This window comes from Cytobacillus solani (assembly GCF_001420595.1).
GTDB classification, from domain to species: Bacteria; Bacillota; Bacilli; order Bacillales; family Cytobacillaceae; genus Cytobacillus; species Cytobacillus solani.
In genome coordinates, this window is sequence record NZ_LJIX01000006.1 from 4,910,783 (window position 1) to 4,937,089 (window position 26,307).

Annotated in this window: 22 protein-coding genes and 1 riboswitch; of the genes, 9 read left to right on the top strand and 13 right to left on the bottom strand. The window is 37.1% G+C overall.

All coding sequences use genetic code 11. The annotated features are described in order from the left end of the window. Positions 1-248 precede the first annotated feature (248 nt). The 4 genes from AN957_RS26145 to AN957_RS26160 all read left to right on the top strand — a co-directional run bounded on the left by AN957_RS26145 (position 249) and on the right by AN957_RS26160 (position 5,887). Positions 249-2,249 (top strand): catalase, encoded by a 2,001-nt coding sequence (locus AN957_RS26145; protein WP_056686968.1) that lies wholly within the window; start codon positions 249-251, stop codon positions 2,247-2,249. 79 nt (positions 2,250-2,328) lie between these two features. Further along, entirely contained in the window at positions 2,329-2,844 is a 516-nt protein-coding gene (locus AN957_RS26150) for a type 1 glutamine amidotransferase domain-containing protein (RefSeq protein ID WP_053478357.1), read from the top strand. Between the two features lie 72 nt (positions 2,845-2,916). After that, entirely contained in the window at positions 2,917-4,908 is a 1,992-nt protein-coding gene (locus AN957_RS26155) for an alkaline phosphatase family protein (protein ID WP_056686970.1), read from the top strand. Positions 4,909-5,182: 274 nt separating this feature from the next. Next, the gene (locus AN957_RS26160; RefSeq protein ID WP_056686973.1) at positions 5,183-5,887 is read left to right on the top strand and encodes a DUF421 domain-containing protein; all 705 of its coding nucleotides are present in this window, start codon (positions 5,183-5,185) and stop codon (positions 5,885-5,887) included. A 46-nt stretch (positions 5,888-5,933) separates the two neighbouring features. On the opposite strand, the gene AN957_RS26165 is transcribed toward AN957_RS26160, so the two are convergent. From AN957_RS26165 to AN957_RS26180, 4 genes are all read right to left on the bottom strand, one after another. After that, positions 5,934-7,415 carry an amino acid permease gene (locus AN957_RS26165; protein ID WP_082446770.1) on the bottom strand — a complete coding sequence of 494 codons (1,482 nt, stop codon included), beginning with the start codon at positions 7,413-7,415 and terminating at the stop codon, positions 5,934-5,936. A 144-nt stretch (positions 7,416-7,559) separates the two neighbouring features. Continuing rightward, a riboswitch (Lysine riboswitch) is annotated at positions 7,560-7,750 on the bottom strand. A 238-nt stretch (positions 7,751-7,988) separates the two neighbouring features. After that, positions 7,989-9,131 (bottom strand): MFS transporter, encoded by a 1,143-nt coding sequence (locus AN957_RS26170; RefSeq protein WP_425388950.1) that lies wholly within the window; start codon positions 9,129-9,131, stop codon positions 7,989-7,991. Positions 9,132-9,502: 371 nt separating this feature from the next. Next, a complete protein-coding gene (locus AN957_RS26175; RefSeq protein ID WP_056686979.1) occupies positions 9,503-10,537 on the bottom strand; it encodes a C45 family autoproteolytic acyltransferase/hydrolase in 1,035 nt (344 codons plus the stop codon). Positions 10,538-10,541: 4 nt separating this feature from the next. Then, positions 10,542-11,318 carry a MerR family transcriptional regulator gene (locus AN957_RS26180; RefSeq protein WP_053478353.1) on the bottom strand — a complete coding sequence of 259 codons (777 nt, stop codon included), beginning with the start codon at positions 11,316-11,318 and terminating at the stop codon, positions 10,542-10,544. A 193-nt stretch (positions 11,319-11,511) separates the two neighbouring features. Between AN957_RS26180 and AN957_RS26185 the strand changes: the two genes are divergently transcribed. Next, positions 11,512-12,153 (top strand): lysoplasmalogenase, encoded by a 642-nt coding sequence (locus AN957_RS26185; RefSeq protein WP_056686982.1) that lies wholly within the window; start codon positions 11,512-11,514, stop codon positions 12,151-12,153. Positions 12,154-12,273: 120 nt separating this feature from the next. On the opposite strand, the gene AN957_RS26190 is transcribed toward AN957_RS26185, so the two are convergent. The 5 genes from AN957_RS26190 to yeiL all read right to left on the bottom strand — a co-directional run bounded on the left by AN957_RS26190 (position 12,274) and on the right by yeiL (position 18,214). Beyond that, on the bottom strand, positions 12,274-14,355 hold the full coding sequence (locus AN957_RS26190) for a sensor histidine kinase (RefSeq protein WP_053478351.1): 2,082 nt from the start codon (positions 14,353-14,355) through the stop codon (positions 12,274-12,276). After that, positions 14,330-15,016 (bottom strand): response regulator transcription factor, encoded by a 687-nt coding sequence (locus AN957_RS26195; protein WP_053478350.1) that lies wholly within the window; start codon positions 15,014-15,016, stop codon positions 14,330-14,332. The genes AN957_RS26190 and AN957_RS26195 overlap by 26 nt, the downstream gene beginning before the upstream one ends. A gap of 55 nt (positions 15,017-15,071) precedes the next feature. Continuing rightward, positions 15,072-15,632 carry a class I SAM-dependent methyltransferase gene (locus tag AN957_RS26200; protein WP_156319163.1) on the bottom strand — a complete coding sequence of 187 codons (561 nt, stop codon included), beginning with the start codon at positions 15,630-15,632 and terminating at the stop codon, positions 15,072-15,074. A gap of 335 nt (positions 15,633-15,967) precedes the next feature. Then, positions 15,968-17,416 (bottom strand): DEAD/DEAH box helicase, encoded by a 1,449-nt coding sequence (locus AN957_RS26205; RefSeq protein ID WP_053478348.1) that lies wholly within the window; start codon positions 17,414-17,416, stop codon positions 15,968-15,970. Positions 17,417-17,542: 126 nt separating this feature from the next. Then, positions 17,543-18,214, bottom strand: a complete 672-nt coding sequence (yeiL, locus tag AN957_RS26210; protein ID WP_053478347.1) for a transcriptional regulator YeiL — start codon at positions 18,212-18,214, stop codon at positions 17,543-17,545. An 80-nt stretch (positions 18,215-18,294) separates the two neighbouring features. Here yeiL and AN957_RS26215 point away from each other — a divergent pair, with 80 nt between their 5' ends. After that, positions 18,295-19,467, top strand: a complete 1,173-nt coding sequence (locus tag AN957_RS26215) for an MFS transporter (RefSeq protein WP_053478346.1) — start codon at positions 18,295-18,297, stop codon at positions 19,465-19,467. 360 nt (positions 19,468-19,827) lie between these two features. Here AN957_RS26215 and pdxR read toward each other — a convergent pair whose 3' ends face one another. Next, the gene (pdxR, locus tag AN957_RS26220) at positions 19,828-21,297 is read right to left on the bottom strand and encodes a MocR-like pyridoxine biosynthesis transcription factor PdxR (protein ID WP_056686985.1); all 1,470 of its coding nucleotides are present in this window, start codon (positions 21,295-21,297) and stop codon (positions 19,828-19,830) included. Between the two features lie 55 nt (positions 21,298-21,352). On the opposite strand from pdxR, the gene AN957_RS26225 reads away from it, so the two are divergent. After that, positions 21,353-21,898: a pyridoxamine 5'-phosphate oxidase family protein gene (locus tag AN957_RS26225; RefSeq protein ID WP_056686988.1), complete on the top strand. Its 546-nt coding sequence runs from the start codon at positions 21,353-21,355 to the stop codon at positions 21,896-21,898. A gap of 139 nt (positions 21,899-22,037) precedes the next feature. Here the strand turns inward: AN957_RS26225 and AN957_RS26230 are convergent, their stop codons facing one another. Both AN957_RS26230 and AN957_RS26235 read right to left on the bottom strand, forming a co-directional pair. Continuing rightward, on the bottom strand, positions 22,038-22,838 hold the full coding sequence (locus tag AN957_RS26230) for a nitroreductase family protein (protein ID WP_056686990.1): 801 nt from the start codon (positions 22,836-22,838) through the stop codon (positions 22,038-22,040). Positions 22,839-23,086: 248 nt separating this feature from the next. After that, complete coding sequence (locus AN957_RS26235) at positions 23,087-24,049, bottom strand: helix-turn-helix transcriptional regulator (RefSeq protein WP_056686993.1); 963 nt, start codon at positions 24,047-24,049, stop codon at positions 23,087-23,089. 111 nt (positions 24,050-24,160) lie between these two features. On the opposite strand from AN957_RS26235, the gene AN957_RS26240 reads away from it, so the two are divergent. Continuing rightward, positions 24,161-24,640, top strand: a complete 480-nt coding sequence (locus tag AN957_RS26240) for a GyrI-like domain-containing protein (RefSeq protein WP_053478341.1) — start codon at positions 24,161-24,163, stop codon at positions 24,638-24,640. Between the two features lie 22 nt (positions 24,641-24,662). Further along, complete coding sequence (locus AN957_RS26245; protein WP_053478340.1) at positions 24,663-25,127, top strand: hypothetical protein; 465 nt, start codon at positions 24,663-24,665, stop codon at positions 25,125-25,127. Between the two features lie 175 nt (positions 25,128-25,302). On the opposite strand, the gene AN957_RS26250 is transcribed toward AN957_RS26245, so the two are convergent. Continuing rightward, positions 25,303-26,187 carry a LysR family transcriptional regulator gene (locus AN957_RS26250; RefSeq protein WP_053478339.1) on the bottom strand — a complete coding sequence of 295 codons (885 nt, stop codon included), beginning with the start codon at positions 26,185-26,187 and terminating at the stop codon, positions 25,303-25,305. Positions 26,188-26,307: the final 120 nt, after the last annotated feature.

Here is a 26,307-nt window from a genome sequence, read left to right on the forward strand (position 1 = left end):
CATCATTTATTAGGCTTCCTCAATTGAAAATTGATTTTTCTTTGTTTTAAATGGATTTATTACTAGCACACATCATAGCTTATACTGCAGAAAATAAAAATTAGAGGGGCTAATAAAGGTCAGATACCTGATCTTTTATTAGCCCCTTCTTTATTTTTCCTCAAATGTCTTCAACCAAATAATTTTACATGTTTTTAACCTAATAAAAAGGGTATGCACAAAATTATATGATATGGAGGAGGATTCTAATGGAAAATAAAAAGACTGAGCAATTAAAGCAATACATCAATGATAATCAAGGGAAACATGCCTTAACGACTAACCAGGGATTAAAAATGGCACAGGATGAATTTTCTTTAAAGGCTGGGTTAAGAGGTCCTACACTCATGGAGGACTTTCATTTTCGTGAGAAGATGACCCATTTTGACCATGAACGGATTCCTGAACGAATTGTTCATGCACGCGGTGTAGGTGCACACGGTTTTTTTCAGCTTTATGAATCCTTAGAGGCATACACGAAAGCAGATTTTCTTACAAATCCCTCCAAAACAACCCCCGTTTTTGTACGCTTCTCAACCGTGCAAGGATCAAGAGGATCTAATGACACCGTAAGAGACGTGCGAGGATTTGCCACTAAATTTTATACGGATGAAGGCAATTACGATTTAGTCGGCAACAATATGCCTGTGTTCTTTATTCAAGATGCGATTAAGTTCCCTGATTTTGTCCATGCGGTCAAACCAGAACCACACAATGAAATCCCCCAAGGGGCCAGCGCTCATGATACCTTTTGGGATTTTATTGCACAGAATCCTGAATCGGCTCATATGGTTATGTGGCACATGAGTGATCGCGCCATTCCTCGCAGCTACCGAATGATGGAAGGCTTTGGCGTTCATACCTTCCGGCTCATTAATGATGAAGGACAAGCCCATTTTGTGAAATTCCACTGGAAGCCTGTACTAGGCGTTCACTCATTAGTCTGGGATGAGGCCCAAAAGATAGCTGGGAAAAATCCTGATTTCCATCGTCAAGATTTATACGAAGCGATTGAAAAGGGGGATTATCCTGAATGGGAGCTTGGATTACAGTTGATACCGGAAGAAAAGGAGCATGCATTTGATTTTGATATTTTAGATCCAACGAAACTATGGCCAGAAGAAGAGGTTCCCGTGAAAATAGTCGGCAAAATGACATTGAACCGAAATGTCGACAACTTCTTTGCTGAAACAGAACAAGCGGCCTTTCACCCTGGACATGTTGTACCCGGTATTGATTTTTCCAATGATCCTCTTTTGCAAGGCCGATTATTTTCCTATACTGACACACAATTATCGCGATTAGGCGGTCCTAATTTTCATCAAATTCCAATCAATCAGCCTGTGTGTCCTTTTCATAACAATCAACGTGAGGGCATGCACCAAATGACGATCCATCGCGGCCAAACCAGCTATCACCGCAACAGTTTAAATGACAATCAACCAGCACCCGTTCCAGCCGAACATGGAGGATACGAGCATTATCAAGAAAAGATTGATGGACAGAAAATTAGAGGCCGCAGTGATAGCTTTCTAGATTTCTACTCCCAGGCCAAACTATTCTTTAACAGTCTGGCCTCCTTTGAACAGCAGCATGTAAAAGACGCATTTAGCTTCGAACTTGGAAAATGCAAGTCAGATATGGTGAAAGCTAATGCAGTCGCCCTTTTGAATCATATTGACCGTCAATTAGCACAAGAGGTGGCTGACAATATCGGAGTGCCATTGCCTAAGGAAAATCTCGAAATCCAATCGGATAAAAAATCTCCCGCACTCAGCATGGCCAATACCATCTGCAAACCCGATTCCAAAAATGTCGCGATCGTATTGAATGGGAAGCCCAATGTGCCCCTTCTGTCAGAATGGGTTCAGACATTAGCAAACCAACGTTTAAATTATAGCATCATTGATAAAAAGATTTCACGTTTCGATGATTCCCTAAAAGTGACCGATACTTATGACACAACAGACCCCTGCCTTTTTGATGCTGTATTAGTCATCAGTAGTGAATCTCTTATTCAGACACCTGTGCTGGAATTTATAGAAACAACCTTTAAACACTATAAACCATTAGCCCTTGCCCTTAGTGATCCTCATGCATTAGATTCCAGCAGGGTAAAACTAGAGGGAGCAGGAGTTTTCAATTTATCAGACTCCGCGATTGAATCATTTATTAAAGGCATTGCCCAAGGCCGATTCTGGGATCGGTGAGATACTAGCATTTCGAAACTGCTAAAAAAGTTTCATCCTTGGAAAAAAGGGTAGTTTACTAATGAAGGAGTTGATTGCATTGAGTAAAAAAATTGCCGTTTTAGTAACAGACCATTTTGAGGATTCGGAATACACAGAACCAGTAAAAGTGTTTAAAGAAAAAGGATATGAAGTAACAACAATTGAAATGGAAGAAGGAAAAAGAGTAAAGGGGAAACAAGGACACAGTGAAATCATGATTGATAAAAGTATTAGTGATGTTTCCCCTGAGGACTTTGATGCCTTATTCATCCCAGGTGGTTTTTCTCCAGATATTCTTCGTGCAGACGAGCGTTTTGTTCACTTTAGCAAGGCATTTATGGATGCTAAAAAACCTGTATTAGCTATTTGTCACGGCCCACAGCTGCTGATTACCGCAGAAACTCTCGAAGGACGCGATGTGACCGGATATAAATCGATACAAGTTGATTTAAAGAACGCCGGCGGAAATTTCCATGATAAAGAAGTGGTCGTATGCCAGAATCAGCTAGTCACTAGCAGACAGCCTGATGACATACCGGCATTTATTCGGGAATCGTTGCGAATATTAGGATAGTTAGCAGGCAGAAGGGGCTTCCTTCTGCCTTTTACTTTTGAAGAGAAATAGCCAACAGAAAGGATAAATAAAATGAGAAAGCCTTTATTTGCAGTCATAATCATTCTAAATTTATTTCTTTTCACCACAATTAATAGAGTTGGAGCGGCAGAAAATCAAGAAACTGATAGAAAGGTCATACTTATCTCTTTTGACGGAATGAAAAATGACTATACTAAAAAATATGTGAAAGAGAATAAATTGCCTCATATCAAACAGCTGCTAGACAACGGAGTCTCGGCAAAAAAGCCCTCTACTATTACGCCTTCGCTTACAGCGCCTTCACACGCAGCAATTGCCACAGGAGCTGCACCCAACCAGACCGGAATTGTAAGTAATCATTGGCACGAACCTAATAAAACTTTAGGCAATGATGATAGCGGTTTCCAAGAGGAAATTCAGGTTCCTCCATTGTGGGTCGAGGCTAGAAAACAAGGAAAAACAACCGCTACCATTGCTTTTCCAGGGGCTAATCCTAAAGATGGAAAACAGGGTGATTATTCTATTTACTTTGAAAAAACATGGTCTCCAAGCAATTTAGAATCACTAACCTTTACAAAAGCTGCCGAATGGGTTCACCCTCCCAAAAGCTTCACTCCTTTACAAGAAGCGGAACTCACGATCAAAATAGAAAATGAAAGGGATCAGCTCATCCACATTTTAGCGATTGACTCAACGGATGATCAACAGCCAAACTATGACACCTTTATACTATCTCAGGATAAAAAAATAGATCCTAATGATTCGATTGTAAAAGGAAAGCAATGGGGATCTCTTTCATTGCAGATAAACGATCGTCAAAAAGCTGGCTTTTGGTTCAAAATGAAAGCAGATAACCAAGATCATACCCTTCCTATCTCTTTGTATCGGACAGAAGTCACTTCCAGCTTAATTAGCGGGCCTGAAGGATTTGCTGATGAGATACAGGAGGAATTTGGGTTTTATCCGGCTCAGGATGATGGTACAGCACTTAAAAAGGGATGGATTACGAGGAAAGAATATGAGGAGATAAGCACACGTTTTGTCATGTGGGTCACAAAAGTTGCTCTCTATATAAAACAGAAATACAATCCTGATTTACTGATGTTCTATACCCCCCAGATTGATCATGAACAACATAAGTATTTATTAATAGATCCCAGACAGCCTGGATACTCACCTGAAAAGTCAAAACAATATATGAGCTATATCGAGTGGTCGTACCGGTTAGCAGACAAGGTGGTTGGTGAAACATTGAAGTCCCTAAACGATAATGACTATTTGTTTGTAGTCTCCGATCATGGGATGGAACCTGCTCATTCTACTCTATCACCGAACAAAGTATTAAAAGATGCCGGGTTATTAACTATCGATCAAAAAAATAAAATCAACTTTACTGAATCAAAAGCGTATGCTATTCCAAGCGGATCAGCCGCACACGTATACATTAACTTACAGAACCGTGAAAAAGATGGAATTGTCCCTATAGAAGAATATGAAAGTGTCCGCAGCCAGATTATTCAAGCTTTTAAAGAAGTAGAAATTAAATATAAAAAGGGAGAAGTCATTCAATATGATATGAAAGCAATCATGTCAGCCATTAAAACGGACAACTTCTCATTCAATAAGGTTCAAGAACATGTCAAAGATTTTTGGAAACACCTTTTCAAACAAAAAATCCATCCTTATGAAAAAGTAATGAAAAATACAAATACAAATAAAACACTTTTGGACCATCAAAATTCAGGGGATGTTGTGTTAATTGGGGCTCCAGGCTATGTGATGGGCAGCTGCTTTGTAAAAAATGTCTCTCCGCCAATTGAATTAGGAACACATGGAGGAGATGCAGATAGAAACATGCTAAGACCTGTTTTTATGGCTATCGGGACAGACTTTTACAAAGGGAAACAGATTAACTCCATGTCTAATTTAGATATCGCTCCTACTATTTACGATTTACTAGAGCTAAATGTACCTTCATTTGTAGAAGGCAAGAAGATTAAAGGTATTTACAAGGATAAAAACGGCTACAAACCTTCCCAATGATCCAAGCCTACTCAGCTTTTCATACTTTAGAAAAACTAAGCATTAATTAATGAAATGATCCCCTTGTCTGTTAATTTAAAAATAGATAAGGGGTAGAGAAATCATCTTGGTTTTTAACTGGTGATAAATCCTATTTAAACCACTCCAAAAATACATATGGATACACTCCGTTATTCCCGTTTCTTTTTACATTTTACTTTAAATGAATTGCCGTTTATTAAAATAACATCAGTGTTAAACTATGTAATAGTATTTTGTAAGGGATGTGTCTTATATGGATTTTTTCCAAGGCCAAGAAACGCTTACCAGCTTTGAGTGGATTCTTCGAGCTATTGTTGCTTTTTTCTTTTTATTAATTGTAACGAGAGTATTGGGCCAACGTGCCATCTCCCAATTAAGACCTCTCGACTTTGCAATCGCATTAGTCATCGGAAATATTATTGCTCATCCTCTATCTGATGAAAATCTAGGTCTCAAAGGGTCTATCATTACAACCATTGTATTAGTGGTCTTCTATCTTGGAGGCATTTTTATAATCCTGAAATGGGCATGGTTTAGAAGGCTGATTACCCCTGCACCAATAACCATTGTTGAGAATGGAGAAATCATCTATAACGGATTAAAAAAAGCAAGGATATCTCTAGATGTGTTATTAGAAGAATTACGAGAAGAAAAAATAGAAGATGTAAAGAAAGTAGCCTTAGCCATTTGGGAGGCAGATGGAAAATTTTCTGTTTTTTTGGATCCTAAATATGAACCTTTAACCCCTTCATTGATTCAGATGGAAACACAGCCATTCGATTTTCCAAAGACCATCATTAAAGAAGGGAAAATTAACTCCCAGGAATTAAAAGAAATTCAAAAGAGTGAAGAATGGGTTATTTCAAGTTTAAAAAGTTTATATCAGGCTGAAGTAAAAAATGTTCTGTTTGCCACCCTTGATAGCCAAGACAACCTTAAAGTTTTTTTATATAACTAAAACATATAAAGCATAAAAAAAAGCACGCTTGCTGCGTGCAATAAAGTCAATTTGATAAATCACAATCCTTTAACGGGATCAATTTTGTCTTTTTCGTAAATTTGTACCCAAGCCATAAAATAAGGAATAAAGGTAATCCTATATAAGAAACCAATATACCGTTCCAATCAATATGATCTCCTAGAAATGCCGAATAGTTTTGTCCTAGTACGACAAAGCCACAAACCACAAAGGCAAAAATTGGGCCAAATGGAAATAATTTTGCTTTGTATGGCAAGAGGTTTAAGTCTTTTCCTTGAGCAACAAATGCCCGGCGGAATCGATAGTGACAAATGGCAATTCCAAGCCATGCGATAAACCCTGACATCCCTGAAGCGTTTAGCAGCCAAACATATACAGTACCATCACCAAATAATGAAGCCAAGAATGCAAGTGTTCCGACTAATGATGTGATAATCAAAGCATTTACAGGAACACCTCTTTTATTTAATTTTCCAAGAAACTTAGGTGCTTTCCCTTCACGGGCCAAATTCCATAGCATACGTGTGGAAGCGTACATGCCTGAGTTACCGGCAGACAGCACAGCTGTTAAGATCACTGCATTCATTACGGAAGCAGCAAAAGCAATTCCTGCTTTTTGGAAAACAATCGTGAATGGGCTAACCGTTACATCGCTGCTTGCAAGATTCTCATTTGTATAAGGAATGATTAAACCAATTACAAAAATCGCTAGGATATAGAATAGAAGGATGCGCCAAAATACTGATTTTACAGCTCTTGGAATTGCTTTACTAGGATTATCGGTTTCACCTGCAGCAACACCAAGTAATTCTGTGCCTTGAAAGGAGAAGCCAGCAGCCATAAAGATCCCAAGCATGGTCATAAAGCCGCCATGAAACGGTGCATCTCCAACCGTAAAATTCTTAAAACCAATTACCTGACCACCTAAGATTCCAAAAATCATTAAAATACCAATAATAATGAAAATGATTACAGTAACCACTTTAATTAAGGCGAACCAATACTCCGTTTCACCAAAGCCTTTTACTGATAGATAGTTTAATAAAAACATGATTACTAAGAATACTGCACTCCAAATAATGGAAGGCGTATGAGGGAACCAAAACTTCATAATCATCGTGACGGCTGATAATTCTGCTGCAATAGTTATCGCCCAGTTATACCAATAGTTCCAGCCAAGTGCAAATCCAAGTGATGGGTCGACAAACTTAGTGGCATACGTGCTAAAGCTTCCTGCAACAGGCATATAGGCACCCATTTCCGCAAGACCTGTCATTAAGAAATAGACCATAATCCCAATCACAAGATAGGATAGTATAGCTCCTCCGGGACCAGCGGAGTGGATTGCTCCGCCACTAGCGAGAAAGAGACCTGTTCCAATGGTTCCGCCTAGAGAAATCATTGTCAAGTGGCGTGATTTTAAACTGCGTTTTAAGCCGGTATTTTCTTTTTCGGAAGAAATTGTACCTTTACTGAATTTATCTTTTCTTACTTCTGCTGTTTTCATCGATGTTACTCCTTTTCTTCAATTTTTCTAGCACAAGGCCCTAACTGAAGACCCATCAGCTTGTCTAATCTGGAAGGAGCTTGGAATAAAAAATGCCACCGAAGTAGATTCAGGTGACATTAAAAATAGCCCGCATCATACCTTCCGAAAGATAGCCCAACACGAATGGCTGGTAGGTCCAATCGTGACAGTTCTGTTCCTATTTGGAGACAGCCCCAGCATGCTTAATCAGAGAAACAAGCACGCTTCGGCAGCTTTTCCTTTCAAACGGAGTCAAGTAATGTCTCTGCATCTCGTCCGCCTTACTGATAAAAACTGCGACCTCTACCTCATCGGTTGATGAGGATTTGTTATATGAAATTATTACGTTCCTAACTTTATAATACTATTTTAGAATAGTCAATATCTCGTTGTTTTCTCTTATCCCCAAATGCTGTATTAAAGGGAATGGTTATTATTTACCAATTGAATCTGAATGAAAATATATACATTCTTCTCACGAAAAATTTATTGTTAATCTTTAATCAAGGTAAAAGCCTTGGTACCTATCTTTTAACTTTTGGACACTTTCTTCTAGGTTAATTCTGTCTGCCGTGTTTCTTTCCCTAAAAAGGCAAGTGTAATCACACCGACGACAATACTTGCGCAAAACAGTGCAAAAATGAAACCAATGGAATGACCTGCAGCAACAAGTGAGCCAACAAGGAGCGGTCCAAGGATCCCACCAACACGTCCAATTGCTGCAGCCATACCAGCGCCTGTCCCACGAATGACAGCCGGATATTGTTCAGGGGTGTATGCATATAAAGCTCCCCATGCACCAAGGTTGAAGAATGATAAAAAGATACCCGACACGATAAGGACTGCAGTCGTTTCTGCCTGACCGAAAACAAGGGCTGAACCTGCCGTCCCTAGCAAATAAGTAACAAGCACAAACTTTCTTCCCATTCGTTCAATGAGCCAGGCAGCTGAAAAATAGCCAGGCAGCTGAGCTAGAGTCATGATCAATACATATTCAAAACTTTGAATCATACTAAATCCTTTCATCACCATGACACTTGGCAGCCAAAGAAACATCCCATAGTATGAAAAAACGACCGTGAACCAAACAATCCAAAGCACGAAAGTGGAGCGTGCGTATTTCTTCGACCAAACTTCCCGGACGTTTTGGAGAATGGACCGTTTCTCTGCTTTTTTTGGCGAAAATGCCGGTGAATCAGGCAAATTCAACCGTAAATAAATGGCATAAAATGCAGGTAAAGCACTAAGGATTAGAGCCACTTTCCAGCCAAATGACGGAATAACAAAATATGAAATAAGTGCTGCAATTAACCAGCCAAATGCCCAAAAGCTTTCAAGTAATACAACCACTCGCCCGCGTTCTTTCGCTGATACACTTTCTGAAACGAGAGTTGAGGCGACAGGTAATTCTCCACCGAGCCCCATGCCAACAAAAAAGCGTAGAACTAAGAAAGCAAAAAGGGTAGTTGTTAATGCAGAAAGACCACTACCAATAGAAAATAATAACAAGGTAATAATAAATATATTCTTCCTGCCAATCTTATCTGCCCATAGACCGAAAACGAGCGCTCCAACAGCCATCCCGATTGAGTTCACACTTCCGATCCACCCCATTTGTTCTGGTGTCAAATCCCATTCTACTTTCAGTGCTGCAATAATAAACGAAAGCATCCCAACATCCAGTGCATCAAACATCCATCCGAGTCCTGCGATGCCAAGAAGCTTTCTCTGTGAAATAGTCTTTTCTGTCACGATATTTACCCCCCTGATGTCTTGACAGTTGTCATTACCATTTTACTATAATCATCTTCCTTCGAAAAAACAAGGTTTATTTTTTTCTGGAAAAGCTTTAGTATGCCCTTTCATCTCATACTTATTACTATGAGGAAATGACAGATAAATCATAAAGAGAAATAATAATAGAAAAGGAATATCTCCTAGGAATGCCTTAATGAACAAATCTTTTATAACATATCGAATATAGTTTCCTTTTTGAAGGATTCTATTTCAATTTAAAAAGACTAAAGTGCACATTTTTTAGTCAGTGTACTTTAGCCTTTTTTTACTTATAGGGAAACTTGATTGATTGCCCCTTTCATATATTCAGGAAGAATCAATCTCCCCTCCATAAATTCTTTAAGAGAAAATACTATCGGTTTACAATTCTCTCCAACACCAATTATGATGCTTAAGTCCTTTGGCGAATAAACAACTGTATGCAACGTACCAAAGTACTCTTTATAGTGTTTAAAGAATAATGGGGAACTTGAATCATTAAAATGATGATAAACAGACATTGGAGATAGCTCCCCAGTTAGTAAGGAACTCACATATTCCTTCCGTTTTACTGAGCCTTGTATATTTATTCTGTTTTTGCTTCTTAATATTTCTGATTCAAAATGATTCGTACATATTAGAGGATTTGCAAAATTTATGATCTGTTGTTGTGGAGAAGCTTCTACAAGTATACTTTTTCCACTTTTATCTGTAATGGAGTAATTGTAGCAATAACCATGAGGGATATCAGTGATGAAGGCTATTGCCTCCTCAATATTTGCACACTGTTCAAGCAGCATTCTAACAATGGTCGTTGCAATAAAGCCCTCGTCTCTGTGTTCATTATTTACAAAATGCAGCCCTACAACGAGCCCCTTTTCATTCATCCCATCAAGTCTTCCGATTACTTGCTGACTAAACCCTACACTAGTATAGCCATTTAATGGCCTCATAAATACAAGTCTTGCATCGTACATTTCCGGGCTAAAATCATAATTACGTACATAATAGCCGTCGTTTACCAATGTAGTACACCCCATTTCTGGGAATACTACATCGTACCCACTAAATAGTTTTATTGTACTATCTAATTCCATATTTAATCCTTCTGCCAAGCCACTCAGTTCCTGAAAAAGTTTCGGGGAAATATTCTCTAGTATTTCCTTAGACTTTTGTACATTAGAATTAGTAGTCAATTCCCTTAGATGGTCTATTTGTTGAAAGCTTGATAATGACATTAATTCTTTGCCTTGTTCCAAGCCAATTTGATAATAGTCCCCTCTCAATTCTACTATTCTAACAGACAGCTCTTCATTTTTAAACATTTTACTATATCCTCCCTTTTTCCAATTTAGTGACTGGCATTAATAAATCAAGATTTGAGAAGTCATCCCCTCGATACCATTCTAGTATGGAACCTGTTGGAATCCATTTGTTTTCGTTTGCATAGTTAATTAATTTCCAATAGCCATTTTGTATTTCAGTCATCGGAGCATTAAAAGACAAGGCAATATATATGCATGAAGCTAGGTGTTCTACTAATTCAACTTCAGATAATCCGCTTGTTGGGATGCCGAATGGTACGCCAAAGCCTATATGTGCTTTAATCAAGTCTTTGCCCGATAGATATTTTAAATAACAACTTTTTATCGGAATATTTAACTTTTCAAGTTCTTTTCCTCTTTTTATAAAGTGTTCTCCGAATTTCCCAGTTTCCGACTCTGCTGAGAACCATATGATATTTTCATCAGCTTTTTCGATCAAATAAATTTGATCATTCATAGAATCGCTTTCTAAATATCGTAAACTTACATTCAAGATATCAAGCCTTTTCTTTATCATTACAGTCCAATCATCCATCATATTTTTTCGTATATTTTCATCTTTCTCTTTTAGATATACTTGGATGTCCTTAATCGGTACATCAGCCAAACGTAAACTGGATACTAGCTTAATGATTGCAACTTGGGTCTCAGAATATACTCGATACCCATTGGAGTTCCTACCTGCTGGACGCAGTAAATTTTTTGACTCATAATACCTCAAAGCACTCTTGGAAATACCCGTTCTCTCGGAAAAATCCTGTATTGTCATGAGTTTGCTCAAATCCCTCACTCCTTTAATCCTATGTTACAGGTTCAAGTTACTTTAAGGTCAAGTGGAAGGTATAAAAAAATTTGCTAAGCAAGCTTTCTCAAATAAATGATATAAATTCCATGGATGTCCAAAGGAGTCTGGTATTAAATGGAGAATAGTCTAATATATTGATAAAAATTAACTTATAGAAAGGTGTGACGAATTGAAACGGTTGTCTTTACCATTACTCATCTTAGTCTCGAGTGCATTATATATTTTTATTATTCCGGATGCACCTCTTGTTCTTAATCTTCTCTTCAAGTTAATTCCAATGTGGTTAATCATTACTTATGCGTTTCTTCAATTTCGGGGAAACCGCTCCTTCACCGGTTGGATTATTTTAGCGGGACTATTGTTTTGTATGTTTGGCGATGGTTTACTTCATTGGTTCCTGATAGGACTATCTGCCTTTTTAATAGGTCATATTTTTTATATCATTGGGTTCTTTAAGGAGTGGCGTTTTTCCCTCATCCGTGTTTTGACCATTATTCCTATCAGTTTCTATGCCATTTTTATTGGTCTAATTCTTACCGAATCTCTTATCGAAAAAGGCAATAGTGCTTTATTCATTCCAGTTATTGTATATACGATTATCATTTCTGCGATGGCTTGGTCTGCCGTTATGACCGGTAATAAGTGGGCAATTGCTGGGAGTATTTTATTCGTTATCTCTGATTCGATACTAGCGTGGAATCGCTTTGTATCCGACATCCCCTATGCATCTGTCCTAATTATGACCACCTATTACACAGCCCAGTTCTTTATCGCTCATAGTATTAAATTATTTATATCAAAAAGGGCCTAATTTTATGAATTAGGCCCTTTTTTGCCGAACATTAAATCATCCATTTGAAATCCGCAGTTTTACTTTACATCCTATTTGTTTCACGTGAAACAAGCCAACTAAATGTTATTTATTAATGACTCACTCATTACTATGCTTAGGGATACAGATGATAGATTTAAATAAATCCCCATCAATTTGAATCATAAATTTCCCTTTCTGTATATCAATTAGGCTTTTTGCAATGGAAAGGCCCAATCCACTGCCTTGGCTAGATCTAGATTCATCGCCTCTTTTAAAACGCTCCATTAATTCATCAGCTGAAATATTTAATTCATAAGCTGAAATATTCTTGAAGGTAAGAAGGATATCTTTTCCTAAATCTTCGATATTGATATAAACCCTTGACCCTTTAAGAGCATACTTAAAGATATTGGATAATACGTTTTCAATAGACCTCCATAGTAATTTCCCATCAGCAGTCACATAAACTTTGGCATTTGGATGGTTAAACTTAAATTCTAAGTTCAGCTCTTCAATCTTTTCACTTACTTCCCCAAGCCCCTGAGTGATCAATGATTCAATATCAATCTTTTCAAGATGGACTGGGATATTTCCGCTTGAAGCTTTAGCAGCTTCAAATAAATCGTCCGTTAGAAACTTTAGCCTTTTAGACTTTTGATCCAGTACTTCTGTATATTCCGCTATCTTTGACAGGTCCTTTTCTTTTTTAAGTAAATCGACATATGTGATAATCGATGTTAATGGTGTTCGTATATCATGGGATACATTGGTGATGAGTTCTGTTTTTAATCTCTCACTTTTTAGTTCGTTATCTACTGCATTTTTCAGCCCATCCGTAATGCTGTTAATATTGGCAGCTAGATTTGCAAACTCTCCCTTTCCACCAATTTCGATACTGTGTTGGATTTCTCCATTTTTTATTCTCTCTACTCCATCTTTAATTGCCTTAAAAGACTTAACTTTCTTCAAAGCAAACCAGGCAGCAAACCCTATGGTTATTGGAAACATAAAAAATGTTAAAGCAATTAATAGCGGATACCCTATAACAATCAGAACTGTTTTTACCCCAACATTTCCACTATCATAGACATTTCTTACAAATTGAACAAGTCCTTTGACTATTTGATAAATCAGGGTATGCTTAAACAATGTTCTATTCTTAACATGTCTCACCATTGATAAAATAAGTACAAAACAAGCAGCGGAAAATGGAATCGTGATTGGAATGACCCAGTTTAAGTTGTTTGGAATTTCCAAAAAATCAAGTATTAAAACCCAAAGTGTTATAAGTCCTATACATAGTAAGATGTTCAAATCAATATATAATTTATCTACTGCATACAAACGCAGCTCTTCGTCCTTAAAGGACTTTCTCCCGGTCACAAATGCCAGATATAAAAAGGATAGGATAAATCCTGCTGAAAATCCTAGTAAATAATAAAAGCCCTTTGTGGAATTCACTTTCTTTTCTTTCCACTCATTTATTTTTGAATCTAAAAACTTCTTTGGAAAAGCAACATACATTGCATGGTTTTCAGTGCCCCATTCATCCAATTCCATTGTAATCCGATTTAAATATTTATTTGCCTCTATTTCTTTTGGATAAATATCGCTTTTATACCCCTCAAACACCATGTAAGATGGATAGTCTTTAAATTGTTCTTTATCTTTCATTATACTATTCGTATAAACATTTACACCATCGCTGGCATAATACAAAGGATCTTTAACTTCTTCGATATTGTTCAATAGGAAATGAAATTCTCTTAAATCCCTCTTTATCATTTGGTCCTTTAACTCAGAAATTTTATCGGCATAATCAACCTTGAACTTCTCGTAATTTTCCGCTTCACTTAAATTTGGATTATAACTCTTGGAATCAATCTGAAATTCTGAAAATAAGTTCTGTTCTTCCATTCTTTGATCATCTTTATTAATTGTTCCGCCCTTTAGAATATTTTCTTCACTTTTATATTTTCCCAACAGCCTTGTGAGTTCACTTATGAGATTTTCACTTTCTCTTACATAAGACTCGCTAAAGAAGTAATTATCTTCAAAAACGATTCCAACATCGCCATCATTTACAGAGACTAAATTAGCAATTGCTTGCATAACACCTGAAAAACAAGCAAGCATGATCATAAAGACAATCAATTTTGTTGTCATTGAGTGGCTATATTTTTTCAACCTTATATCCAATTCCCCACACCACCTTTAAATATTTTGGCTCTTTCGGATTGATTTCTATTTTTTCTCTAATTTTTCTTATATGAACGGTTACTGTGTTTTCCGGGCTAAAGGCCGTTTCATTCCAAACCTTTTCGTAAATCTCTTCGATAGAGAACACTCGTCCTGCATTTGCAGTTAAAAATTTTAAGATCTTGTATTGCACTGGTGTAAGTTGAACCGCCTCTCCATCAACAGTAATTATTTTACTTTCATCATCAATCATGAGCCCACCTGTTTTATAAACGTTGCTCTTCGTTTCAAGGCTTCCTAAAGTTGTGTACCTTCTTAGCTGTGATTTAACTCTTGCCATTAGCTCCAAAGGATTAAATGGCTTCGTAATATAGTCATCTGCTCCTATATTTAATCCTAGTATTTTGTCGTAATCCTCCGTTTTAGCGGAAAGCATAATGAGCGGGATGTTATTCTCTTCCCTAATCTTCATGGTTGCTCTTATACCATCCATCTTTGGCATCATAATATCCATAATAACTAGATGAATTTCCTGATTATCGATTATTTCGATTGCTTCTAAACCGTTAAAAGCCTTGAAAATTGTATAGCCCTCATTTTCTAAGTAAATTCCTATCGCATCCACAATTGCCTGATCATCGTCACAAACCAATATGTTCACTACATTCACCCCTAAAATAAACTACAAGTCCTGCTCCTCCCTCTATTATTCGTTTTTAGTTAATTTTTTTGCAAACATAAACAAAAGCTGGCGGGAAATTTAGTGGGACATAATGGATTCTCTCAATGTGGAAAGCTCTAGAAAGCTGTTTCTTCATTTGTAAAGAATATTGAAAAGCAATGAAATACCCCCCTGGCTTTAATGAATCAATCACCTGTTTTAGTAATCTTTCACGTAGTTCCGTTGAAAAATTAAAGAAGGGCAGTCCACTAATAACACAGTCTAATTGCTTAATACCATTTTGGTCCATTATATTTAGTAACTGAACAGCATTCTGATAACACAAGTATTCCGGGAATTCCTTCTGAAGGTTCCCACTCATTTCCCCATCCTTCTCAAACAGAAGAACAGCTGCTTTATTGGATACATGTGATTGGATTTCTTTTGTAATCGCACCTGTACCGGAACCAAGCTCCGCTACTGCACCCACTTCCTCCCACGCCACCTGCTGGACCATTTTTCTAGCCAAAAAACTTGAGCTTGGCCATACACTGCCGATTTCCTTTGGCTTACGGATAAAGGATTGTAAAAATAACAAGGAATTGTGATTATTCAAAGAACTCGCCTCCACTGACTTATGGTCTTGCCTTTTGCTAATGAGGTTATCTTAATAAAAAAATCTTAGAAACTAGTGGATAGGTTTCTTAAGATTTTCTTAAGGTTTTTTATTAGGAGAGTTGCGAAGTGATGAGTAGGGGTAAAAAATAAAAAACAGTCTACTTTTATTCATAGACTGTTTCAATGTGATATATTAAAGTCTCACTTACTTACGATTTGGTTCACCGTATTATTTCTAAATGAGGTTTTCTGTTTGATATCTACTAATATTGTTACTAACAAGAAAAAAGTCAGATTGTCTGATTGCTCCTAGTTACTTCACACACCAACGTTTCACTTTTTATTAGCTTCATATACTTTCAACAACTTACCTTTTATGGTTGTGTTTTTCATCCGTTTCAACACAATCGGACCTTTATCATTTAATATTTCAACATAAGAAACAGCATCTAATATTGTAATGATACCAATATCCTCTACTGTTACTCCTTCAATTTTTGCAATCGTTCCAACAAAATCTACTGCTCTAAGCTTCTTTTTCTTACCACCATTAAAGTACAACTTCATAATTTGCTTATTTATTTTTTCACCTTTTGCCTTTTTAATAGTTGGTTCAACATTCATTTTTGCTTCAAAGTCAGATTTCTTATTTGAGACTTCCTCTTTTGAAGGAGCAGCCATGCTCGGAATCTCAAAACCAATATATTCTTCAATTTCACTTAAAAACTTATCCTCAAATGGTGTAACAAAAGTGATAGCTTTCCCCTTTTGCCCTGCCCTTCCTGTTCTTCCCGTTCGATGGACATAGCTTTCTTTCTCTAATGGAAGGTCATAGTTAATGACATGTGTTATATTATCAATATCAATTCCTCTAGCGGCTACATCCGTAGCAATTAAATAGCGGAATTCTCCTCTTCTAAAGTCATTCATCACATCAAGCCGATCTTCTTGTACCATGCCGCCGTGAATTTTATCGCAGCTATAACCTAAATCCATTAACTGATCACACAAAGTATCTACTCGATCTTTTGTTCGACAAAAGATTATGCAGCTATCTGGATTTTCAACAATCGTTACATCTTTAAGCATAGAAAATTTATGGTCTTCTTCCACTTCAAAAAGAGAATGATCAATTTTATCAGTTGTGAGTCCAGTCACCTTAATTTCAATATCGATAGGTGTTTTCATATAGTTAAGTGATAGGTTTTTGACCTTCTCCGGCATAGTAGCTGAAAATAACATTGTCACTCGTTTTCGTGGTAACTCTTTGATGATAGCTTCCACTTGTTCAATAAATCCCATGTTTAACATTTCGTCAGCTTCATCTATAACAAGATAGTTAATTCGTTCTAAAGGTAGAGTACCTCTTTCAATATGATCTAACACGCGGCCCGGAGTACCGACGACTACATGCGTTTTTTGCTTTAATTCTGTTTTTTGGATTGCAAAAGGTTGTTTTCCATAAACAGCTGCAGCTTTTATTCGTTTAAATCTGCCTATGTTTATGAAATCCTCTTTCACTTGAACAGCAAGTTCTCTTGTTGGTGTCAAAATTAACGCTTGCGGTTTATTTTCCTTCCAATCAATTAATTCACAAATGGGAATCCCGTATGATGCAGTCTTTCCACTCCCTGTTTGTGATTTTACGACAAGATCCATTTTCTCTAACACAAGAGGGATAACCTTACTTTGAACAGCTGTTGGATTTTCATATTCTAAGCTTTCCAGCGCATCTACTATTTCATTACTTAATTTATAATCCTTAAAACTTTCTCTGCACATAACTAAACCTCTTTTATTTTGAATTATTTACCTTATTATCTTGCGTATAGATCATTTCCTTATACAAACTACTATTATACGCGAATTCCTATTTTGTTACTGAACAACCTCCTGTTGTCTAAATGGTTATTTATTCTTCAACACTTCGGCAAGTTCATTCAAGGAATGGGATTGTTTAATTTGATAGTTCCGTCCTTCCTTTTGCAAATAATTTTTATCACAAAATTGTGTAAGTACATGCAATAAGTGCCGATAGGATACACCTAAATAATCACAAACTGTTACGTGTTTCTCTTTATAAATTCCTTCATCTGCTGTTTGCAAAATAAAATCCGCTAGCCGGTTTTCAAGCGGGAAAGCGAGACTTTGTGAATACTTTGCTGCCATATGTGTAGCTTTTACACTTAAAAATTTAGTCATTTCACGGAGAAATTTTGCATCATCCAGTAATTGTGTGCGATATCGATGAAACGGAATCGCAAAACAAATGATCTTCGTTGATGCTTGAATCCCCTTTGTATAATACACATCATTTAATAATTCCATTTCCCCAATATAATCATGAGCATTGATAAAATTAATTAAGGATACTTTTCCATTCTGATGTGTTACATATATTTTTGCTTTTCCTTCCATTACATAAAATAAAAAGTCCGGCCTCATGCCCTCTTGAATGATCCATTCATCCCGCCTGTATTCGTGAACTTCTATAAATGCTTCTACTTGAAATGAAAATAGATGTGCGATTGAGTTATTCTCCAAATACAATCTTTTTTTCTCACCTTTGTAAACTTCCATATTCCACCTCGAAATATGAGATATCTCATATTATTCATATTTTATCCCATGATATCATGCATTCAATGAGGAGGAAAATAATGAATACACAGCGCTGGATGAGTACACGTTTTTTTAGTTTTTTTATGACATGGGGCATTTTTCTGCCTTATTGGTCAGGGTGGATGATTTATACAAAAGGAATTACTGTCTCACAAGCTAGCTTGATCATGAGCTTCGGTTTAATTACGAGAGGCCTGTCCACATTATTTGCCTTTCCATATTTATCAGAGAGATTTAGCAGTAAAGTCCTGTTAAAAGTGGCGGGAATTGGCACCCTAGCCTCCATTCTTTGTTATATTCCAGTAAACTCCTTTGCTGGCTTACTATTAGTAACGATCGTTTTACACATATTTTATCCTACTCTGATGCCTGCTTTAGATAGTGCTGCCAGTATCCTTGTACAAAGCAAACAATTAAGACACTATGGAAGAAGCCGTCAATGGGGATCCATTGGGTTTGTCTCAGTGGGCATAGTTTTAACCATTTTTACAGGAATGTTTGGAGATGAGGTAATTTTCTGGGCACTATTGCTTGGAATGATCGGATTTGTGCTTCTTAGTTTAATGAGTGCCCCTAGTACTTTATCTAAAAAGCCGCAAGTAGACCAAACACAAAAAGCAGGCATGTTCCATTTATTTCGGATCAAACACTTTAGTTTGGTACTTATGATTGTCATTTTACTGCAAGCCGCACATGCTACTTATTACAACTACGGATATATTTTCCTACAGGATATCCATGCACCCATATACCTGATTGGTCTCATTATTAACATTGCCGTGATTGCAGAAATCATATTCTTCTCAGTTGCAGATAAAAGCTTTAACAAATTTTCAGTAGGCACTTTACTGACATTTGCAGCAATTGGTTCTTCCATTCGTTGGATATTAATATTTGCCTTTCCAAATGTACTTGTTTTCTGTATCGCGCAAACTTTACATGCATTTTCGTTTGCTATGGGGCATTACGCCTTTATGAAATACTTAATCAACAACATACCACACGCACAGATACCAAAAGCACAAGGCATGTATTCAGCACTTGCACTTAGCTGGAGCACTGCAGTGTTTACAATCTTTGGTGGCTACTTATACGAAATTGAGCCAAGATATGCCTTTATCGGAATGATTGTTTGTACCCTGCCAGCCATGCTGATTGCACTTATATACCGAAAACTAGAACTTAGAAAGGGAGCTCTTATTTCTATTTAAATCTCTTGTCTAGTTCTTCCAAAGCTGTTTCAATTTTTTTAACTTCACAATCCTTCAAAAAAGCTGAGATTTATCTAATTTAGATAAATCTCAGCTTTTTTATATTTTCACAAAACATATAAGGATAACCTCATTTACTTACGGTACGGTTCTTCGTAACTATTCTAAAGGCGGATTTTATTTCCCGATTTGAGCCACTAATCAGTCGCAATATAACGATAACTCTTATCAACTCAAGTTATCTGGGTTATATCGGTTTAGGTCATATGTCTAAACTCACTTATTCCTTTTCCATATACTAAGAAAAAAAGAAGATGAGAAAATGTACAATAATGAGCATGGCTTTGCGTAATGATATGTCTATGACTCGCCTATCTCCTCTTCATGGAGGCAGCTAGCGAGTAAACTGATTCCCTTTTCAATTTCTTCAATTGATAATCCCCCAAATCCTAACATAATATAGGAATGACCTTCAGGGGTTGGATTCAACCAAAAACTTAACGGGGAATAAACTTTGACCCCCTTCTGCAGACCCTTTTCGATTAGCTCTAAGGTTGATACACCCTTTAGTTTCAATAAGATATGCAAGCCTGACTTTTCTCCAACAACTTTTACTTTAGTGCCCATATGTTGTTCAATACTTCTTAGCAAAGCCTGATGTTTTCTTTGATACAGCTTGCGCATTCTTCGAATATGCCTTTCGAATTCTCCAGATTGCATGAACAGAGCCATAGCCCTCTGAATTATAGGAGAGACAGATTGGTTATAAGCCGCGAACTTTCGTAAATATTGACCCATTAGAGAAGGTGGAAATACAATATAACTTAACCGGACTGAAGGAAGAAATGATTTAGAAAATGTACCTAAATAAATGACCCTTTCTTCTTCATCCAGGGATTTCAGCGAAGGAATGGGCTGTCCCCGGTAACGAAACTCACCGTCATAATCATCCTCAATAATGTATCCCTCAGATTGATAAGCCCATTTTAGCAACCGCATTCTTTTCGAAATGGACAAAACCATACCGAATGGAAATTGGTGAGAAGGCGTTACATATACGGCTTTTGCCCTGCTCGTTTGAATATGCTCAACTGACAATCCGTCCTTTTCAAGAGGCATGGGTTCAACATGGCATCTCTCGTCTTCAAATACAGACCGTACGCCACTGTAACCCGGTTCTTCCATGGCCACGGTATGTCCCTGAAGTGCCAAAAGCCGGCAGATCAACGCCATAGAAGTTTGTGTTCCAGCCGTAATAAGAATCTGTTCTGGTGCAGAGCGTACACCTCTGGATTGCAGTAAATGGTTTGAAATCTCCCTCCTCAATGCAAACTCACCTTGCTTTTCACTATACTTAAATAACCAGTTGTTCTCTTGATCAACTGCGTCTGAAAGACATTTCTTCCACTGCTTCAAGGGGAATTTTTCAAGATCGACATTTCCATATTCAAAATCCACAAGGACTTCGCTTGAAGGCTTACATTCCAACTTAATAGGATGCTCCACCTCATTCGGATGCAGTGGAGATTTCTCAATCTCAGCTACCCATATTCCACTTTTAGGTACACTTTCGAGGTATCCCTCTGATTGCAGCTGCTGATATGCTGCCTCAACGGTATTTCGGCTAACCTTTAAATGAGCTGTTAGCTGACGGATGGATGGCATCTTCATTCCTGGCAAGAGCCTGCCCTCTTCAATTTCCTTCTTAATCCAATGATACAACTGACTGTATAAGGGCTCAGGCAGCTCTCTATGTAAAAATGGGGTGATTTCCACTGGTAACCCTCCATCTGTCCCTATTAAACTTTTTAATTCTGCCGCTTTCATCATGTACAGAAATTTCTTAAAATGATTTTATCATTTATAAAGAAAGATGGGATGAAAAATGCATAAGATCCGCCAAGAAAAATTAATATGTACAGATGAAAAGCGTATTGATCAGTTTTTAAGCCACGCACGGACGGGTTACCTTGGATTAACGGATGGGGAGCTTCCTTATGTGGTTCCTTTGAATTTTGTCTGGATGAATGAAGCTTTGTATTTTCATGGTGCCGCAAAAGGAAGAAAAATCAATTTGATTCATGCAAATCCCAACTGTTGTTTCACAGTATCTGAAGATTACGGAACGATGGTAAGCCCTATACCTGCAAAGACAGATACTGCTTACATGAGTGTGATGCTGTTCGGAGTACTTGAAAAGGTAAGTGATTTAACAGAAGCGACCGCGGCAATGCAAGCCATGCTGGATAAGTACGTACCCGGCTACTACGATAAAAGCCTTTCACAATCCCATGTTGAGAAATATCGATCTTCTCTAGGGAGCCATACAGCGGTTTTTAAACTTAAACCCAGCGTACGAACGGCAAAAGAAAACCAAATGAATCCGCAATTGTCTTTCTACCCCGGCAGGAACGTTCAGATGGATATCTAAAATTTTCTGCAAACAGGACATCATTTCCATCAAGAAAACCTTTTATAAAGGCTAGTGGCACAATCCTAATGGGATAAGACTAAAAAAGGGAGCCAATACTGCACAACGCATTGGCTCCCTTTTTATATCAAAATCTCATTTACTTACGATTAGGTTCTCTGTCATTATTATTCATAAAGCTCTGCTTCTCCAAGTAATTCAGCACTGTATGTGAAAACTCGATGTGAGATTCTTGCGTATATTTGGCAATTGTATAGACTTGAGCCAGATTCTTTAATCCCAGCCGTTCTGTCATTTCCTTTAGCCTAGGAATGTCCATATAGCGTTTCCATCCCTTTTCATTTCTTTCTTTGTAGATCTCTAGAATTTCTTCATCTGAATAATCACGATACTGATCATAGTGAACAAGTCCATGCCTTGGCAATCGATCTCTTGGAGCAGGGCTTTCTGCAGGATAGCCTAATGAATAACCCACAACTGGTACGACATTGGGCGGTAAGTTTAGCAGTGCACCAATTTGATCACAATTTGCAAGCGTTGAGCCCATATAACAAATCCCTAGCCCAGCATTCTCTGCTGCTAAGGCACAGTTTTGTGCTGCCAAAGAAGCATCAATAGCACCGATCATAAAGCTCATAAAATTATCAAAATGGACAGGTGCATCATTGAGCGAAAGCCATTTTCTCATTCTATTAAAATCAGCACAAAAGGTTAATAGGATAGGTGCATCAACAACCATCGATTGTTCCATATGTGCGGTGTACAACTTTCGCTTAAGTTCTTTGTCTTTTGTGACGATAATCGAATAAGACTGCATATTTCCGCTTGATGAGGCACGAATACCTGCATCTATTATTTGCTCTAGCAGTTCTTGACTTACTTCCCTATCTTCATATTCTCGTATGGATCTGTGTCCAAATATCACATCATTTAATTCCAAAGCAATCACTCCTTATTAATCTCATATCTAAGGGGTTTAACAATCTTTGCATATATAAAGTTCAATCTATCCATTTGGTTAATACTGTAAGATAGGCGTCATTCCTCTTACCCTTGATATAGAAAAATGAATAGACTCTGATAATATTATATCATTATTTTTGAATAATCTGATAAATAAAAAGATTGCCTTTGGAAGACTGGCAACTAGTCAAACTTATAATTTTTAGTGGTTTTAACTGGCACTACTTATGGGCAGTATAGGAGTAATCTCCCCTGTAAAACTTCTAAGATTTCTTCCGGCATTTCCCTGACCTTGATATCCCCACCGAGGAAAAGCAGCCAATTTGTTATTTCGGTCAATTCTTCTGAATGATTAACATGGATAAAAGTCTTTAGAATGGCTGTGGTTTGGTAAGGATTCGTATAGGAAATGGAAACTTTTAAAGGATGGTATTTTTTGAACTGGGCAATCGCTTTTGGACCAAGTTCAAGGACCAGATTGACTATTTCTTCCTGATTACTAAGTTTTTCTAAAATCTTTTTTTTACTTATTCTTTTTTTCGTCGGGTTTGGTTTAACATCGATGAGATTATCGACAGTAAAAATCCTCCTCTTTTCATCCTTTAAGTCGAAGCCTTCAATCAGCCAAAGACTTTTTTCACGGTAAAGGTGCAGAAGATAAATTGAATAAGACTTTATCGCTTTCTCTTCATTGATGGTAATCAATAAATAGCTATCCAACAGAATGATTTGAATGAGTTTTTCTAACATCGGATGGGGAAGGTCTGACAGATCAAGTAAATCGGGATTATGAGGGTTGGTCCCTTCAAAAAGCAAGATTTGATTTAATAGAACAAGGTCCTCTTGCTGATTTTCTGAGATGAGGCCTAGTAACTTTTCAGCTAAAGACTGACGGCTCTTTAGATAGGGGAGTTGTTGATTTCTTGTAGCCATAAATGCAATAAAAAGGGCTTTGATCTCATTATCAGTAAAGCGAACAGTAGGCAGGACAGAGTTGCTCATGACAAAATATCCCCCATCCCTTCCAACTTCAGCGACAAGCGGCATCCCCATGGCTTCAATTTCTTTGATATCTCTAATAGCTGTCGAACGAGAGATGTTAAATTCCCGCATAATTTCAGAAATGGTAAAATGGGCGCGGTTATTGATATACCGCATGATGATATTAATCCGTTCAACTTTTTTCATCGGGACCTCCTAAACAGTATCATTTTTTGACATGATTTAAAGCTATTATAAACTCATCAAGTGAAAAGACAAATCATTTGATAAATTTAATTTAAAAGGAAGGTTTTGAAAATGACAAATTATACTTTAGAAGAAAAAGAAAGCTTTACTGTATTAGGCATTGGGACTGAACTTAAGAGCGATTATACAGACTATGCCGGCATTAATAAGGAAAAGGCAGACTTTTGGCAGGCAGTTAAAGAGGACGGAAGGCTTGAAAAATTAAAATCCATCGCCACAAATGATTACATCTTTGTCGTAAACGAAGCGGTGAATAACAAGATGATGCATTATGCTGGCGTCATGACAGAAAAGTCACTGCCAGAAGCATCAAGAGTGATTCAATTCCCTAAAGGGGAATACCTCGTTGTTAAAGGGCAAGCTGAGACAGCGGAAGAGTTAAGTAATCTGCTTACTGGCATTGCCTTTGGTCAAGTTTTGCCAGAAGAAAAAAATGTCGCTTATGTTGGAGGGCCCAATGCAGCGGTTGAGATGGGGCAGCAAAACGGCTTACTATTTGGTGAAATGTGGATTCCTGTTGTTAGGAAATAAAAAGATAATAGGAGGAATGGAAATGTCCTATATCGTTGATTTTAAAAATGTATCTACGGCTGGTTTAGAGTCTTCACCAGCAGCTGAAGCGCTTGCTGGTTTACGTGCTAATGAAGCCCGTTACTTTATGAACAAATATAAGCATGAATTTACGGTTGTACCAGCTAGCGAGTCCTCAGATACCCTCGATTATGTGAACCAAATTTTGAAAGAAGAACGTGATATTGTGTTTGCTGCCAAACCTTTAGAAACGTCACGTTTTCAAGTGGAAGATATCAAATTTGCCTACGTCTTTTATGAGGATGGTCTGGGGATCAACGTTATGTATACGGTTAATGATCCAAAGAAGCGGGCTGTTGGTTTTAAGCTTTCTGAGGGGATGGAGGTACCAAAAGAATTAGAAGGAAAATTTAAGTTTGCTAGGCAGAAGTCTAAACTAGCTGGAACGATTCGGGGCTCGTTTTTTGTAATCAAAGGAGAATATTAAAGTAAGCAAAATTGCAAGAACAAACACAACCATTCATGAAGCAAATAATCATCTAGTCATTCAAATAATAAAACAGCACCTCTCCATCCAATTAGAAGGTGCTGTTACTTTTTTTGCGAAAACTTCATTTACTGGTGCGGTTCACCTTGATACATCTAAATGAGTTTTTACTGCTTCAGACGTTATTTATACTTTCTACAAACTTCTTCGCAGCACGCGATAATGGAATATTTTTTAAATAGCATATGCCAATACTCCTTTTGGGGATTTCCTCTTCCAGCCTTATCTCGTATAAATCTTCTCTTTCTAAATAATACCTTGAAAACTCTTTTATGACACAAGAAATACCTAAATTTATTTTTGTGAATTCTAAAACTAAATCATATGACCCAAGTTCAAACACTGGTGAAACATGAAAGCCCCTCTTTTTAAAGAAATTTTCCACAAACATTCGTGAATTCGATTTCTTTTCTAAAAAAATTAGTGGCATTCCCATTAAATACTCTAAACTAATCGGTTTATTCGTTAATTTTTTAAATTTTTCTCCACAGACAAAAATATCTTGAATCTCCTTACACGGTATGACTTGAAGGTGGTCGTCATAGATTGGCAAATTGCATATCCCCATATCTGCCTTTCCAGATTTAATAAAATCACAGATTTCTGTTGTGGTTCCATTTAATATATTTAATTTGATTCCGGGGTATCTTGCATGAAATTCTTCCAAATAAGGTAATAAAAAATAGCGAGAGATGGTATCTCCAACCCCGATACGTAATTGTCCAGTCTTTAATGTTTTAAATTCTAATATTTTTTCTTCTGCTACGTTGATCATTCCTAAAGCTGAATTAATATGCTCATTTAATAATTTTCCTTCATTTGTCAATACTATGCCCTTTGATGTTCGATAGAAAAGTTGTATTTCTAATTCATTCTCAAGCTTCATAATAGCTTGACTGACCGCAGATTGTGTCATATATAATTCCTGTGCTGCTTTAGAAAAACTTTTATTTCGGCTAACGACGTTAAATATACGATATAAATCCAATTTTCCAATCATATAAGTTCTCCTTATATCAGATATTACAAATATTAATTTTACTTATATCATTTTAGAAAGGTATAGTAAACTCATAGCGTTAAAACATAAGTACATAATTCTATATAAAGTGTACTCGAT